Origin of the sequence: Sinorhizobium fredii USDA 257 (assembly GCF_000265205.3) — a bacterium.
Lineage (GTDB): Bacteria > Pseudomonadota > Alphaproteobacteria > Rhizobiales > Rhizobiaceae > Sinorhizobium > Sinorhizobium fredii_B.
The window spans coordinates 6,237,049-6,250,621 of sequence record NC_018000.1 but is presented as its reverse complement, the minus strand read 5'-3'; the positions used below and the strand labels follow the sequence as shown (position 1 = coordinate 6,250,621).

Sequence of the window (13,573 nt, the reverse complement as noted above, 5' to 3'; positions counted from 1 at the left end):
CCTCCATTGATCATTATCATACAATCTGTATGCATCTATAATTAACATACAGGCTGTATGTATGCAACAGGAAAAGCCCCGGCGTTCGAATCGCCAACGCTCAGACACGACCCGCGCCGCCATCCTCGAGGGAGCGCGCGACCTCTTCATCGCGAAAGGTTATGCGGACACGGCAACGCCTGACATCGTGGCTGCGGCGGGGCTGACGCGCGGAGCGCTCTATCATCATTTCGAGGACAAGAAGGCGCTGTTTCGAGCCGTCGTCGAACGGGAGGCGGGCGAGGTCGCCGCAGCGATCGAACGTTCCGACAGAGGTCAAGACTCGCCGCGAGACGCGTTGCTTGCGGGCGCGTCCGCTTATTTCGACGCCATGTCGATACCGGGGAGAGTGCGTCTGTTGCTGCTTGACGGCCCCGCCGTCCTTGGCGTTGCGGAGATCGCAGCCGTCGACGCGGCGCATGGAGGGCGGACGTTGCAGGAAGGCCTTGCGGCGGCGATGCCGCCAGGGCGGATCGAGGAAGCGAGCCTCAAGGCGACGGCGGTGCTGCTATCGGCCGCATTCGACCGGGCAGCGCTCGAAATCGACGCCGGCGCCGCGCGAGACCCCTATCTCGACGCCATGGGCAGGCTGATTGATGGGCTGATCGGCGGATGACGCCCGAGAGGCGTGCAACAGTCAGCCGGCGACAGGAACGGCCTGCGGCGGCAACTCGACGAGCGGCGCCGGGATGTCGCAACTCTTTTCCGGAGACTTGCAGATATCGGCGATGATACAGCGCTCGCATTCCGGCCGCCGGGCCTTGCAAACGTAGCGGCCGTGCAGGATCAGCCAATGATGGGCGTGGTAGAGGTATTTCTCCGGAATGACCCGCATCAGATTGGCCTCGACCTCGTCCGGCGTCTTGCCGGGCGCCAGCCGAATTCGATTGGCGATACGGAAGAGATGCGTGTCGACGGCGATTGTCGACTGGCCGAAGGCCATTTGCAGCACCACATTGGCGGTCTTGCGCCCGACCCCCGGCAGCGTCATCAGTTCCTCGCGCGTCTTCGGCACCTCGCTGCCGAAGTCGGCGAGCAGCTTCTCGCTAAGCGCGATGACATTCGTCGCCTTGTTGCGGTAAAGGCCGATCGTCTTGATGGCGTCGCGCAGCTTTTCTTCGCCGAGCGCCAGCATCTTTTCAGGCGTGTCGGCAACGGCAAAGAGTGGCCGCGTCGCCTTGTTGACACCGGCATCGGTCGCCTGCGCCGAAAGCGCGACGGCCACCAGCAGCGTAAAGGCGTTGACGTGTTCGAGTTCGCCCTTCGGCTCCGGCCGCTGAACCGAGAAGCGCCGAAAGATCTCGTCGATTTCCGCCTTGCTGTAGACACTGCGTTGCCGCTTGTTTCCGCGGGCGGCCGTCGTCGCTTTCGGTTTCGCGGATCCCGGCGACAATTTGAGCTTCACGTTTTTCATGCTGCATCTATAGTCATTGGGTATGACCGAAGGCAACGCCGAGACAAGCATCAACGACGAGCCGATCTTTGCGGCAGAGCTCACCCCCTACCGCTCGCTCGGCTTCAGGGGCTTTAAGATCCTGCTGATGATCGCCGGTGCGATGAGCGCGATGCATGTCTTCGTGTTCCTGGTCATCGGCGCCTGGCCGATCGTATTTTTCTTCGGCCTCGATTTCGTGCTGCTCCTCGGTGCCTTCTGGCTCAATTATCATTCGGCGCGCGCCCGCGAGGAGGTCAGCGTCTCGCGTACCGACGTGTCGGTGAAGAAGTACACGCCGTCGGGGCGGATGACCGAGCTGCGCTTCAATCCCTTCTGGGCGCGTTTCAGCATCAAGCGCCACCAGGAGATTGGTATCGTCTCGATGAAGATCAGCGGCGGCGGCCGGCAGACGGATGTCGGTTCCTTTCTCAACCGCGACGATCGCGAAACCTTCGCGCTCGCCTTCTCCCGCGCCCTGGCCACGGCCCGGTCGAGATGAATCAAGAAACGGGTGGTTATCCCTCCGCCCGCATGGTTTCCTGCGGCATGACAGGAGATGATCCATGAACGTCGTGACAACCATTCCCACCGACATCACCCCGGACGGCACCGACTACGATACGGTGCGGCACGTCATCGAGATGCTGACGGAGGATTACCGCGACCAGCCGTCGCTCGAAACGATCGCCCGGCGGTTACGCCAATCGCCGACGCAGCTTCAGAAGGTCTTCACCCGCTGGGCCGGGCTTTCGCCAAAGGCCTTCCTGCAGGCGGTGACCCTCGACCATGCCAAGCGGCTGCTGCGGCAGGAGGACATGCCGCTGCTCGAGACCAGCATCGAGGTCGGGCTCTCCGGACCCGGGCGGCTGCACGACCTGTTCGTCACCCATGAGGCGATGTCGCCCGGCGAGTGGAAGGCCCGCGGCACCGGCCTGACGATCCGCTACGGCTTCCACCCCTCCCCCTTCGGCACGGCGCTGGTGATGGTCACCGACCGCGGCCTCGCAGGCCTTGCCTTCGCCGATGCCGGCGAGGAGCGTGCGAGCTTCGAGGACATGTCCCGCCGCTGGCCGAACGCCACCTATCGGGAGGACAGCGCGGCGACCGCACGCTATGCGGCACGCATCTTCAACCCGGAGCGCTGGTGCGCCGACGAGCCGCTCAACATCGTGCTGATCGGCTCGGATTTCCAGATCCGGGTCTGGCAGGCGCTGTTGAACATCCCGCTCGGCAAGGCCACGACCTATTCGAAGATCGCCGGTGAAATCGGCCAGCCCACGGCATCGCGCGCCGTCGGCGCTGCGGTCGGACGCAATCCGATCTCCTTCGTCGTGCCCTGCCACCGGGCGCTCGGCAAGGGCGGCGAGCTTACCGGCTACCATTGGGGGCTGACGCGAAAGCGGGCGATCCTGGGGTGGGAAGCCGGGAAAGCATGAAACAAAAAAGGGGCGCCGCCGCGCCCCTTTTGCTTGCATGCAGGTGTCGGGGGCTCAGTGCGCGCCCGACATGTCGCCGAGCACTTCCTTGGAAACAACGGTGGAATCCGCCTTGAGCTTGTAGACCATCGGTACGCCGGTGGCGAGGTTGAGGTTCAGGACCTGCTCCTTGGTCAAGCGGTCGAGCACCATCACCAGAGATCGCAGCGAATTGCCGTGGGCTGCGACCAGCACCTTCTCGCCGGACAGCACACGCGGCAGGATTTCGGTCAGGTAGTAGGGCCAGACGCGGGCGCCGGTATCGCGCAGGCTCTCGCCGCCGGGCGGCGGCACGTCATAGGAGCGGCGCCAGACATGGACCTGCTCCTCGCCCCATTTGGCGCGGGCATCGTCCTTGTTGAGACCGGAGAGGTCGCCATAGTCGCGCTCGTTGAGTGCCTGGTCGCAGATCGTTTCGAGCGAGGACTGGCCGACGGCGTCGAGCACCATCTGGCAGGTGCGCTGGGCACGGACCAGCACGGAGGTGAAGGCGACATCGAATTTTATGCCGTATTCGGCAAGCGCCTTGCCGCCGGCCTTTGCCTCCTCGACGCCGAGTTCGGTCAGGTCCGGATCGCGCCAGCCGGTGAAAAGGTTCTTCAGGTTCCATTCGCTCTGGCCGTGCCGGACGAGGACGAGAGTGCCGCTCATTTCGATTTCCTCTTGAGGTTTTACGTGTCAGTTAAGCCCGAGAACATCGAGCATCGAATAGAAACCCGGCTTCTGGCCGCGGCCCCAGAGGGCCGCCGCGACGGCGCCGCGCGCGAAGATCGAGCGGTCGGTGGCGCTGTGCGAGAGCGTCACCATCTCGCCCTCGCCCGCAAGCATCACCGAGTGCTCGCCGATGACCGAGCCGCCGCGCAGCGTCGCAAAGCCGATCGCCCCTTCGGGACGCGGGCCGGTATGGCCGTCGCGCACCCGGACGGAATGGGCCGCAAGGTCGATGCCGCGGCCCTTTGCGGCCGACTCCCCGAGCAGCAGCGCCGTGCCGGAGGGCGCGTCGACCTTGTGCTTGTGGTGCATTTCGAGGATCTCGATATCCCAGTTGGCGGCCGGAAGCGCGCGCGCCGCCTTTTCCGTGAGAACGCCGAGCAGGTTGACGCCGAGGCTCATATTGCCCGACTTGATGATGCGGGCGTGGCGGGCGGCGGCAAGGATCTTCGCCTCGTCGTCCGCCGAGCACCCGGTCGTGCCGACGACGTGGACGATGCGCGCCTGGGCGGCAAGACCGGCGAATTCGACGGAGGTCGGCGGCGAGGTGAAATCGAGCACGCCTTCGGCATCAAGGAACGCTTCGAGGGGCTTGTCGGTGACGGGGACGCCGATCGGCCCGAGACCTGCCAATTCGCCCGCATCGCGGCCGATGAAGGGCGAACCGGGCCGCCCGACGGCGGCGTGAAGACGCACGCCGGCCATGCTGTGGACGATGCGGATGAGCGTCTGGCCCATCCGGCCGGCCGCACCGACCACCACGAGCTTCATGTCCGTTTCGCTCATCGTCGAATTTCCTCGTTCTTATAGGATTTGGGCGCCGACGGCGGCGTCCGCGCTGCCCTGGAGATTGTGGAGGCGAGCGTAGAGACCGTCCGGCCGCCGTGCAAGTTCCTCGTGCGACCCCTCCTCGATCACCGTGCCGTCCTTCAGGACGACGATCTTGTCGGCGTTGACGACGGTCGACAGTCGGTGGGCGATGACGATCACGGTGCGCCCGCTCATTGCCTGTTCGAGGGCCTTCTGGACGGCGGCTTCCGATTCGGTGTCGAGCGCCGAGGTCGCCTCGTCGAGAAAGAGGATCGGCGCGTTGCGGACCAGCGCACGGGCGATCGACAGCCGCTGGCGCTGGCCGCCGGAAAGGGTGATCCCATGTTCGCCGACCGGCGTGTCGTAGCCCTCAGGCTGCGCCAGGATGAAGTCATGCGCATAGGCGAGGCGGGCGGCCTCCTCGATCTCGGCGTCGGTGGCGTCCGGCCGGCCGTAGCGGATGTTGTCGCGGATCGAGCCTTCGAAGAGATACGGCTGCTGCGAGACATAGGCGAGGCCGTTGCGCAGCGACTGCTTGGTGACGCCGGCAATGTCCTGGCCGTCGATGAGGATCTGCCCCGCCAGCGGATCGTAGAAGCGCGGGATGAGGCTGATGATCGTCGACTTGCCGGCCCCGGACGGGCCGACCAGCGCCGTCGTCTTGCCGCCTTCGGCACGGAAGCTGACACCTTTGAGGATCTCCTCGCCGTTGCCATAGGCGAAGCGCACGTCGCGCAGTTCGACCGTCGCCTCGCCGAGCTTCAGCTCGGTGGCGTCGGGGCGGTCGCGCTGATGCGGAACCGTGTCGAGGATTTCGTAGATCATCCGGGCGTTGACGGCGGCGCGCTCCAGCGACACCTGCAGCCGCGCCAGGCGGCGCGCCGGGTCATAGGCCATCAGCAGCGCGGTGACGAAGGCGAAGAACGCGCCCGGCGGCACGTTGCCGTAGATCGAGCGGAAGGCGGAATAGGCGAGTACGCTGGAGATCGCCAGGCCGGCAAAGGTCTCCGTCATCGGCGCGGTGCGCTCGCTCAGCCGTGCGATGCGGTTGGCGCGGTTCTCGGCCCGCTCGATGATCGTCTCGACCTTGCGGCGCAGTTCGTTCTCCATCGTGAAGGCCTTGACGATTGTGATCCCCTGGATGGTCTCCTGCATCGCGCCGAGGACGCGGCTGTTGACCTCGACCGCCTCGCGGGTCGCCAGCCGCAAGCGCTTGGAAATATAGCGCAGGCCGAGCAGCAGCGGCGGCGCGACGAAGAACACGATCAGCGACAGCAGCCAGTCCTTGCTGAACATGACGCCGACCAGGCCGACCAGGGTCAGGAAATCCCGGGCGATCGAGGTGACCGTCATGTTGAGCACGTCGCGGATGCCGCTGACGTTCTGGCTGACCTTGGCGGCAAGCTGCGCCGAGCGATGCTCGTGGAAATAGCCGACGCTGAGCGCCATCAGGTGCGCGTAAAGCCGGCGCTGATAGCGCGCCACGATGTTGTTGCCGATCTTCGAGAGCGCCACCGCCTGGCCGTAGGTCGCCAGGCCGCGCAGCACGAAGGCGGCGAAGATGGCGCCGCAGATCGCCAGGACGATATCGGCCCGCCGGTTGGCGAAGGCCTCGTTGATCACCGTTTCCATGATCCAGGCCGTGAAACCCGTCGTGGCCGCCACCACGACGAGGCAGGCGATGGCAAAGGCATAGCCGCGGATGTGGTCGCGGCCGTTTTCGGCGATGACGCGTCGCAGGATTCCGGTGATCGTCTCGGAGTCGACCGTGCGCTGTTGTCTGTCCCTGGCGTTCAAAAAGCCCGTCTTCCCTAACGCGTGATTCCTTAAATCGAAATTGATTGAAGGAATCATGCAGCTATTCAAAGTACTACAGCGAGCTTTGCGCGTCTGAACAGACGCGCGGCGCTGTCCCCTGTTGTGGCTGCACCACCTGTCGGGCGCTCTATAGTGGCTCGAAGCCTTTTTGGCGAGTCTTTGCGTCGACCGGCGCGTTCAGCTTCTCCAGCGCCGTCCCTCCATTGCAACACCGAAATCTCGCGGCGCGCGTGCGAAGGCGGCAAGCCCGGAAAGCGCCGCCATCGGATGAACCACCGCAAAAGTGGGAATCGATCGCATCAGCGCCGAGTGCGGCGCCTTGTCCTCGAAGGCGGCGCGGAATTCCGGCTTCATCAGGGCCGACAATATCTTCTGCGAAATACCGCCGGCCAGGAAGACTCCGCCGCGCGCCATGAAGATCAGCGCCATGTCGCCGGCAACGCGGCCCAGATAGGTGCAGAACAGCGACACTGTCTCGACCGCCGCCGGGTCTTGCCCGGAAAGCGCCCTGGTCGTCACCTCCGCCTGATCCTTCAGCGACGGCTCGACGCCATCGGCCGCGCAGACGGCGCGGTAGAGATTCATGATGCCGCGGCCGCAAAGGATCTGCTCTCCCGCCATGCGGCACTCGATTGGATCGAGGAACGGCCATATGCGGAAATCGCGTTCGCTGCGCGGTCCGATGTCGACATGGCCGCCTTCGCCCGGAACGGGAATCCAGGTGTCCTGCGCGAAGACGAGGCCGGCGACGCCGAGCCCGGTGCCGGGGCCGAGCACCACGCGGGAACTCCGCGGCCGCACGCTGCCACCGCCGATCTGCACGACGTCCTGGTCGGCCGGCGCGGCAATGGCGAGCGCCTGCGCCTCGAAGTCGTTGATGACCAGCACGTCTTCCAGTCCGAGCCGCGCCAGCATGTCCTTCGGCCGGATAACCCAGCCGGCGTTGGTTAGCGGAATCTCGTCGCTCTTGATCGGCCCTGCCACGGCGAGGATCGCCGAGCGCGGTTTTTCGGCGATCTGGTCGAGAATGCTCTTCTGCAGCGCTTCTTCGATAGTCGCGAAGTCACCCGTCTTGACGGGCGGCAGTTGCAGGAGCTCGGAAGCTGCATCGACGAGCAATGCGAAACGGGCGTTGGTGCCACCGATATCGCCGATCAATATCGGAAAGGAGAAACTGTGTTCACTCGCACTGGGCATGGCAGGTCCGTCCTGATCGCGGCATGAATTTCCTGAGATGTATCAGTTGCGCCTGAAGTCGATCAACTGCTCGGCGGTCGCGCGATTGAGCGCCATCGGAATATCGTAGACGATCGCCAGCCGCATCAGCGCCTTGACGTCGACGTCGTGGGGCATGGCGGTCAGCGGATCGACGAAGAAGATAAGGCAGTCCACGTCGCCGGTGGCGATCAACGCACCGATCTGCTGGTCGCCGCCGAGCGGACCGCTTTTCAGCCGCGTGACGTCGAGGCCGGGGCAGGCGTCGAGAACGCGGCCGCCGGTCGTTCCGGTCGCAACGATCTTCCAACCGGAAAGCGTCGCCTCGTGCGCCTTGGCGAAGGCCGCGAGGTCATCCTTCTTCTGATCATGGGCGATCAGGGCGAGACATTTGCGATCTGCCATGCGGCGTCCCCGGCAAGCTCTCGTGGACCGGAGCAGAAAGCACGGCGCGATCACACTCCAGTCCGGATTTAAATCGATTTGAACGGCCTATACATGAGTGCCGCGAAATTGCAAAGACACTTGTGGGCGGGCCCTTTCCTGGTGGTTATTGGAGGGCGGGGCGCGGCAGCGGCACCGGGATATTGGCGAGCGGCGCTTCGGCCGCGGCGCCGATGACCGCTTCGATGCTCGTCGCCGCGGCGGGAATGGCGGCAGGAGCCCGATAGGCCGTGCCGTAGGTCGCCTGCTGTTCGGAGCCCGGCGCGGGGCCGTTCAGCACGAGGGCGCAGGCCTTCGGCAGGTCGCCGAGCATCGCAAATTTCGGCTTTGGCGGCTTCTCGCCGGGTTTCTTCTTCGGCTTTGCCCAGGGCGTGTCGGTAAACCACCAGGCGAGCGACTTGTCGCAGCCGTCGCCGGCCGGCACCGCGGCCTGGTCCTTGCAGCCCTGCGAGCCGGCCGGGCACTTGATGCGAATGTGGAAATGGTAGTCGTGGCCGTAGATCGGCCGCACCTTGCCGAGTGCTGCGCGATCGCCACGCCAGGTGTCGCAGAGCTTCTTCTTGATGGCCGGGTTGACGAAGACGCGCTCGACGTCGGGGTAGCTCGCCGCCATCATGATCAGCCGCGCATGGGCGGGGGTCCACACGGACCGGTCGATCGTCAGGAACTTGCTCTTGTCGAGCATGGAGGTCGCGGAAATCGATTCGCGCTCCTGATAGCTGAGCGTCCTCTGCGGCATCGGCGTCAACCAGATATCGGCGTCGAGCCCGATCTGGTGCGAGGCATGGCCCGACAGCATCGGGCCGCCGCGCGGCTGCGAGATATCACCGAGCAGAAGGCCGGGCCAGCCAATCCTTTCGGCCGCATCGTGGGAGAGGCGCTCGATTAACGCGATCATCTCAGGATGCCCCCAGCGCCGGTTGCGCGACAGGCGCATCGCCTGCCAGGTCGGGCCATCGGTGGGGATAGCGATACCGCCGGCCAGGCAACCCTTGGAGTAGAAGCCGTAAGACGTCGGCGCCGCCTCGGTCGGCAACGCCTTTGCGCCGAAGAGCTCCTTGGCGGGCGTGCCGTCCCCCGACGCGGCGTCGGTCGTCAGCAGGCCCGCGCTCACGGCCAGGGCCAAGAGCCCAGCGCCGCAGCGTCGAAGCGCAGCACTCGTGTCAAATCCCATTCCATCCCCCATCGGCAGCGACGCGAAACATGCGGGCAAATCCCGCCGGCTCCTATACTGATTCGCCGCGGTTGCATCAGCCTTGCGACTCACCCTGATGTGACTCAAAAATTTCGCCTGATTTGGGGCAGACCCTGTCAATTGCCCTGATTTGGCCTATTCTGGTTTTCAAGAATAACCGAAAATACAAGGAGAAAGGGCAGGATGCTGGAATTTGGCGGTATGGGGCAAGCGAAACTGGCAACCGCATTCCTGGCAATGTCCCTGCTCCTTGCGCCCTTGGCAGAGGCCCAAGAACAACCAGCCTGGCATCACGGCCTGTCGCTGATCGGTGAACTCAAATACCCGCCCGGTTTCAAGCATTTCGATTATGCAAACCCCGATGCTCCGAAGGGCGGAGACATCAGACTCTCGCAGACCGGGACTTTCGACAGTTTCAATCCGCTCCTCGCGACCAAAGGGGAGGCGGCCGTAGGGCTGGCCCTCGTCTTCGACACGCTGATGAAACCGGCGGATGACGAGATTTCGACGGCCTACGGGCTTCTCGCCGAGAGCGTCTCCTATCCCGATGACATCTCGTCGGCGACCTTCCGCCTGCGGCAAGAGGCGAAGTGGCAGGACGGAAAGCCGGTTACACCCGAGGACGTCGTCTTCAGCTTCGAGAAAGCGAAGGAACTGAACCCGCTTTATCAAAGCTATTACGGACATGTGGTGAAGGCGGAAAAAACCGGCGATCGCGACGTCACCTTCCACTTCGACGAGAAGAATAATCGCGAACTGCCGCACATTCTCGGTCAGATCCTGATCGTGCCGAAACATTGGTGGGAAGGGGCCGGGCCGGACGGCAAGCCGCGCGACATCGCCCGCACGACGCTCGAGCCGGTCATGGGATCCGGCCCCTATCGCATCGCCTCGTTCTCCGCCGGTGGCACGATCCGCTACGAGCGGCGCGGCGACTATTGGGGCGCCTCGCTCAACGTCAATCTCGGGCAGAACAACTTCAACTCGATCACCTACTCCTTCTTCGGCGACCGCGACGTCGAATTCGAGGCCTTCCGTTCCGGCAACATCGACTACTGGACCGAGAACCAGGCGAGGCGCTGGGCAACCGGCTTCGATTTCCCAGCGGCAAAGGAAGGCCGTGTCAAGCGCGAGGAAATCCCTAACCCCTTCCGGGCGACGGGTGTGATGCAGGCGATGGTTCCGAACATGCGCCGCAAGCCTTTCGACGACGAGCGCGTGCGCCAGGCGCTGAATTATGCCCTCGACTTCGAGGAACTGAATCGAACGATCTTCTTTAATCAGTACCAGCGTGTGAACAGCTTCTTCTTCGGCACCGAGCTCGCCTCGTCGGGCCTGCCCGAAGGCGCGGAACTGAAAATCCTGAACGATGTCAAGGAGTTCGTGCCGCCGGAGGTATTCACCACGCCCTACACAAATCCGGTCGGAGGCACACCGGAAAAGGCGCGCGACAACCTGCGCAAGGCAATCGCGCTGCTCAAGGATGCCGGCTTTGAACTAAAGGGCAACCGCATGGTGAACAAGGGGACTGGCAAGCCTTTCGTCTTCGAAATTCTGGTAAACAGCCCAGCGCTCGAGCGGGTCGCGCTCCCCTATACGCAGAACCTCAAGCGAATCGGCATCGAGGCGAGCGTGCGTATGGTCGATCCGTCGCAATATACGAACCGGGAGCGTAGCTTCGATTACGACATGACCTGGGAGGTCTGGGGCCAGACCCTGAGCCCCGGAAACGAGCAGGCGGATTACTGGGGGTCGAAGGCGGCCTCGCGCGAAGGGTCCAGGAACTATGCCGGCATATCCGATCCCGGCGTCGACGCATTGATCCAGCGCGTCATCTTCGCCAAGGACCGGGAGACGCTCGTTGCGGCGACGAAAGCGCTCGACCGTGTCCTGCTCGCCCACAATTACGTCATCCCCCTCTACTACAAGCTCAAGGCCAATATCGCCTATTGGGACAAGTTCGGCCGGCCCGCGGAATTGCCGAAATATGCGATCGGCTTTCCCGACGTGTGGTGGTTCAAGAGCGCTGCAAGCCAATGAAGACTTGCACTTGAGACCGCTCTCGATTCCAAATGCAGGAAACGAATCAGCTAAAATGCGGGTAACGACCGGCCGCATCGGCCGCGCCAAGGAGTATAGGATTGAGACGAAATAGACGGCAAACCAGCGCCCCTATAACCGGCGGCGCCACAATGCCGAGGTCCGCCTGATGGGTGCCTATATCCTGCGCCGGCTGCTCTTGATGATCCCGACGATCATCGGGATCATGGCGATCTCCTTTGCCGTCGTGCAGTTCGCGCCGGGCGGCCCGGTAGAGCAGGTGATTTCGGATCTGACGAATGCCGCGGGATCCGATCGGCTGTCCGGTACTGGTGGCGATCTCGTCCCGGGTGGCGGCGACGACGGCGGACGCTATCGCGGCGCGCAGGGCCTCGATCCCGAATTCATCGCCAAGCTCGAGAAGCAGTTCGGCTTCGACAAGCCGCCGCTCGAGCGCTTCGTCACGATGATGTGGAACTATGCCCGCTTCGACTTCGGCGAGAGCTTCTTCCGCAACACCTCGGTCGTCGACCTCATCGTCGAGAAGATGCCAGTGTCGATCTCGCTCGGGGTCTGGATCCTCATCTTCTCCTACGCCATCTCCATCCCGCTCGGCATCAGGAAGGCCGTCTCCGACGGCTCGACTTTCGACGTCTGGACCTCCGGCGTCATCATCATCGGCTATGCGGTTCCGAGCTTCCTGTTCGCCATTCTCCTGATCGTAATCTTCGCCGGCGGCTCCTTTTTCGACTGGTTCCCCTTGCGCGGCCTCGTTTCGGAGAATTTCAATGAGCTACCCTGGTGGCAGAAGATCCTCGACTATTTCTGGCACATGACGCTACCGCTGATCACGCTGCTGCTTTCGGCCTTCGCGACGACTACCCTGCTTACCAAGAATTCCTTCATCGACGAGATCAAGAAGCAATATGTGACGACGGCGCGCGCCAAGGGGCTCACCGAGCGCAAGGTGCTCTACGGTCACGTCTTCCGCAATGCGATGCTGATCATCATCGCCGGTTTTCCCGGCGCCTTCATTTCCGCCTTCTTCACCGGCTCGCTGCTGATCGAGTACATCTTCTCCCTCGATGGCCTTGGCCGGCTCGGCTATGACGCGGTGGTCAAGCGCGACTATCCGATCGTCTTCGCGACCCTCTACATCTACTCGCTGATGGGCCTCGTCGTCGGCCTCATCTCCGACCTGATCTACACTTGGGTCGACCCCCGCATCGACTTCGAGCGGAGGGATGTCTGATGAGCACGGTCGCGACCTATGCGAGGGCACCCGAAAGGGGCTGGCTGACCCCGATCGGCCGGCGGCGCTGGCAGAACTTCAAGGCGAACCGGCGTGGCTACTGGTCGTTCTGGATCTTCCTTGTACTCTTCGGCCTCAGCCTCTGTGCCGAATTTATCGCCAACGACAAGCCGATCGTCGCCTCCTACAAGGGCGAGATCCTGTTTCCGGCGTTGGTGGACTATCCCGAAGAAAAGTTCGGCGGCTTCCTCGCCGAAACCGACTTCCGTTCCGATTTCATCCGCGACGAGATCGAGGCGAACGGCTGGATGGTGTGGCCGCCGATCCGCTATTCATACCAGACGGTCAACTCCAACATCCCGCATTCGGCGCCGACCGCGCCCTTCTGGCTGATGAGCAAGGAGGAGCGCTGCTCCGCCTATCCGCAAGGCGCCGCCGATCCCGGATGCATAGTCGGCAACTTGAATTGGCTCGGCACCGACGACCAGGCGCGCGACGTCATGGCGCGGATGATCTACGGTTTCCGCATCTCGGTGCTGTTCGGCCTCGCGCTTACCATCGCCTCCGCGGTGATCGGCGTTTCGGCCGGCGCGGTGCAGGGCTATTTCGGCGGCTGGACCGACTTGCTTCTTCAACGCTTCATCGAGATCTGGTCGTCGATGCCGGTGCTCTACATCCTGCTGATCATTGCTGCCATCCTGCCGCCCGGCTTCTTCATCCTGCTCGGCATCATGCTGCTCTTCTCCTGGGTCGGCTTCGTCGGCGTGGTCCGGGCCGAATTCCTGAGGGCGCGGAATTTCGAATACGTCAATGCGGCACGCGCGCTCGGCGTCGGCAACGGCACCATCATGTACCGGCACCTGTTGCCGAACGCGATGGTGGCGACGCTGACCTTCCTGCCTTTCATCCTGTCGGGCTCGATCACCACGCTGACCTCGCTCGACTTCCTCGGTTTCGGCATGCCGCCCGGCTCGCCGTCGCTCGGCGAGATGATCTCACAGGGCAAGTCGAATCTCCAGGCGCCCTGGCTGGGGCTCACGGCCTTCTTCGCCATGTCGATCATGCTGTCGCTGCTGATCTTCGTCGGTGAGGCGACGCGCGACGCCTTCGACCCGAGAAAGACGTTCCGGTGAGCGAGA

General features: G+C 63.6%; 13 protein-coding genes. 6 read left to right on the top strand and 7 right to left on the bottom strand.

What is annotated here, in order from left to right; all coding sequences use genetic code 11:
• Window positions 1-61 precede the first annotated feature (61 nt).
• The gene (locus USDA257_RS29250; protein ID WP_014766600.1) at window positions 62-655 is read left to right on the top strand and encodes a TetR/AcrR family transcriptional regulator; all 594 of its coding nucleotides are present in this window, start codon (window positions 62-64) and stop codon (window positions 653-655) included.
• A gap of 21 nt (window positions 656-676) precedes the next feature.
• On the opposite strand, the gene nth is transcribed toward USDA257_RS29250, so the two are convergent.
• Window positions 677-1,453 (bottom strand): endonuclease III, encoded by a 777-nt coding sequence (gene nth / locus USDA257_RS29245; RefSeq protein ID WP_041414821.1) that lies wholly within the window; start codon window positions 1,451-1,453, stop codon window positions 677-679.
• Between the two features lie 22 nt (window positions 1,454-1,475).
• On the opposite strand from nth, the gene USDA257_RS29240 reads away from it, so the two are divergent.
• Together USDA257_RS29240 and USDA257_RS29235 are read left to right on the top strand one after the other, a co-directional pair.
• Complete coding sequence (locus USDA257_RS29240) at window positions 1,476-1,973, top strand: DUF2244 domain-containing protein (protein WP_014766598.1); 498 nt, start codon at window positions 1,476-1,478, stop codon at window positions 1,971-1,973.
• Between the two features lie 64 nt (window positions 1,974-2,037).
• Window positions 2,038-2,910 carry a methylated-DNA--[protein]-cysteine S-methyltransferase gene (locus tag USDA257_RS29235; protein ID WP_014766597.1) on the top strand — a complete coding sequence of 291 codons (873 nt, stop codon included), beginning with the start codon at window positions 2,038-2,040 and terminating at the stop codon, window positions 2,908-2,910.
• A 54-nt stretch (window positions 2,911-2,964) separates the two neighbouring features.
• On the opposite strand, the gene USDA257_RS29230 is transcribed toward USDA257_RS29235, so the two are convergent.
• The 6 genes from USDA257_RS29230 to mepA all read right to left on the bottom strand — a co-directional run bounded on the left by USDA257_RS29230 (window position 2,965) and on the right by mepA (window position 9,121).
• A complete protein-coding gene (locus USDA257_RS29230) occupies window positions 2,965-3,600 on the bottom strand; it encodes a 2,3-bisphosphoglycerate-dependent phosphoglycerate mutase (protein WP_014766596.1) in 636 nt (211 codons plus the stop codon).
• A 27-nt stretch (window positions 3,601-3,627) separates the two neighbouring features.
• The gene (gene dapB, locus USDA257_RS29225; protein WP_014766595.1) at window positions 3,628-4,446 is read right to left on the bottom strand and encodes a 4-hydroxy-tetrahydrodipicolinate reductase; all 819 of its coding nucleotides are present in this window, start codon (window positions 4,444-4,446) and stop codon (window positions 3,628-3,630) included.
• An 18-nt stretch (window positions 4,447-4,464) separates the two neighbouring features.
• On the bottom strand, window positions 4,465-6,267 hold the full coding sequence (locus USDA257_RS29220; protein WP_014766594.1) for an ABC transporter ATP-binding protein: 1,803 nt from the start codon (window positions 6,265-6,267) through the stop codon (window positions 4,465-4,467).
• Between the two features lie 198 nt (window positions 6,268-6,465).
• Entirely contained in the window at window positions 6,466-7,485 is a 1,020-nt protein-coding gene (locus tag USDA257_RS29215) for a glucokinase (RefSeq protein ID WP_014766593.1), read from the bottom strand.
• 42 nt (window positions 7,486-7,527) lie between these two features.
• Entirely contained in the window at window positions 7,528-7,908 is a 381-nt protein-coding gene (locus USDA257_RS29210; RefSeq protein ID WP_014330524.1) for a methylglyoxal synthase, read from the bottom strand.
• A gap of 145 nt (window positions 7,909-8,053) precedes the next feature.
• Window positions 8,054-9,121, bottom strand: a complete 1,068-nt coding sequence (mepA, locus tag USDA257_RS29205) for a penicillin-insensitive murein endopeptidase (protein ID WP_014766592.1) — start codon at window positions 9,119-9,121, stop codon at window positions 8,054-8,056.
• Between the two features lie 204 nt (window positions 9,122-9,325).
• Between mepA and USDA257_RS29200 the strand changes: the two genes are divergently transcribed.
• The 3 genes from USDA257_RS29200 to USDA257_RS29190 all read left to right on the top strand — a co-directional run bounded on the left by USDA257_RS29200 (window position 9,326) and on the right by USDA257_RS29190 (window position 13,567).
• A complete protein-coding gene (locus USDA257_RS29200) occupies window positions 9,326-11,182 on the top strand; it encodes an extracellular solute-binding protein (RefSeq protein WP_014766591.1) in 1,857 nt (618 codons plus the stop codon).
• A gap of 169 nt (window positions 11,183-11,351) precedes the next feature.
• Window positions 11,352-12,434, top strand: coding sequence for a microcin C ABC transporter permease YejB (locus USDA257_RS29195; RefSeq protein WP_014766590.1), 1,083 nt, complete (start codon window positions 11,352-11,354; stop codon window positions 12,432-12,434).
• A complete protein-coding gene (locus USDA257_RS29190) occupies window positions 12,434-13,567 on the top strand; it encodes an ABC transporter permease (RefSeq protein WP_014766589.1) in 1,134 nt (377 codons plus the stop codon). Before USDA257_RS29195 ends, USDA257_RS29190 begins: the two co-directional genes overlap by 1 nt.
• Window positions 13,568-13,573 lie beyond the last annotated feature (6 nt).

What these genes read in the sequence shown, in the direction of transcription:
- USDA257_RS29250 (WP_014766600.1), top strand. Translation starts at nt 62, where the DNA reads ATGCAACAGGAAAAGCCCCGGCGTTCGAATCGCCAACGCTCAGACACG.
- nth (WP_041414821.1), bottom strand. Translation starts at nt 1,453, where the DNA reads ATGAAAAACGTGAAGCTCAAATTGTCGCCGGGATCCGCGAAACCGAAA.
- USDA257_RS29240 (WP_014766598.1), top strand. Translation starts at nt 1,476, where the DNA reads ATGACCGAAGGCAACGCCGAGACAAGCATCAACGACGAGCCGATCTTT.
- USDA257_RS29235 (WP_014766597.1), top strand. Translation starts at nt 2,038, where the DNA reads ATGAACGTCGTGACAACCATTCCCACCGACATCACCCCGGACGGCACC.
- USDA257_RS29230 (WP_014766596.1), bottom strand. Translation starts at nt 3,600, where the DNA reads ATGAGCGGCACTCTCGTCCTCGTCCGGCACGGCCAGAGCGAATGGAAC.
- dapB (WP_014766595.1), bottom strand. Translation starts at nt 4,446, where the DNA reads ATGAGCGAAACGGACATGAAGCTCGTGGTGGTCGGTGCGGCCGGCCGG.
- USDA257_RS29215 (WP_014766593.1), bottom strand. Translation starts at nt 7,485, where the DNA reads ATGCCCAGTGCGAGTGAACACAGTTTCTCCTTTCCGATATTGATCGGC.
- USDA257_RS29210 (WP_014330524.1), bottom strand. Translation starts at nt 7,908, where the DNA reads ATGGCAGATCGCAAATGTCTCGCCCTGATCGCCCATGATCAGAAGAAG.
- mepA (WP_014766592.1), bottom strand. Translation starts at nt 9,121, where the DNA reads ATGGGATTTGACACGAGTGCTGCGCTTCGACGCTGCGGCGCTGGGCTC.
- USDA257_RS29200 (WP_014766591.1), top strand. Translation starts at nt 9,326, where the DNA reads ATGCTGGAATTTGGCGGTATGGGGCAAGCGAAACTGGCAACCGCATTC.
- USDA257_RS29195 (WP_014766590.1), top strand. Translation starts at nt 11,352, where the DNA reads ATGGGTGCCTATATCCTGCGCCGGCTGCTCTTGATGATCCCGACGATC.
- USDA257_RS29190 (WP_014766589.1), top strand. Translation starts at nt 12,434, where the DNA reads ATGAGCACGGTCGCGACCTATGCGAGGGCACCCGAAAGGGGCTGGCTG.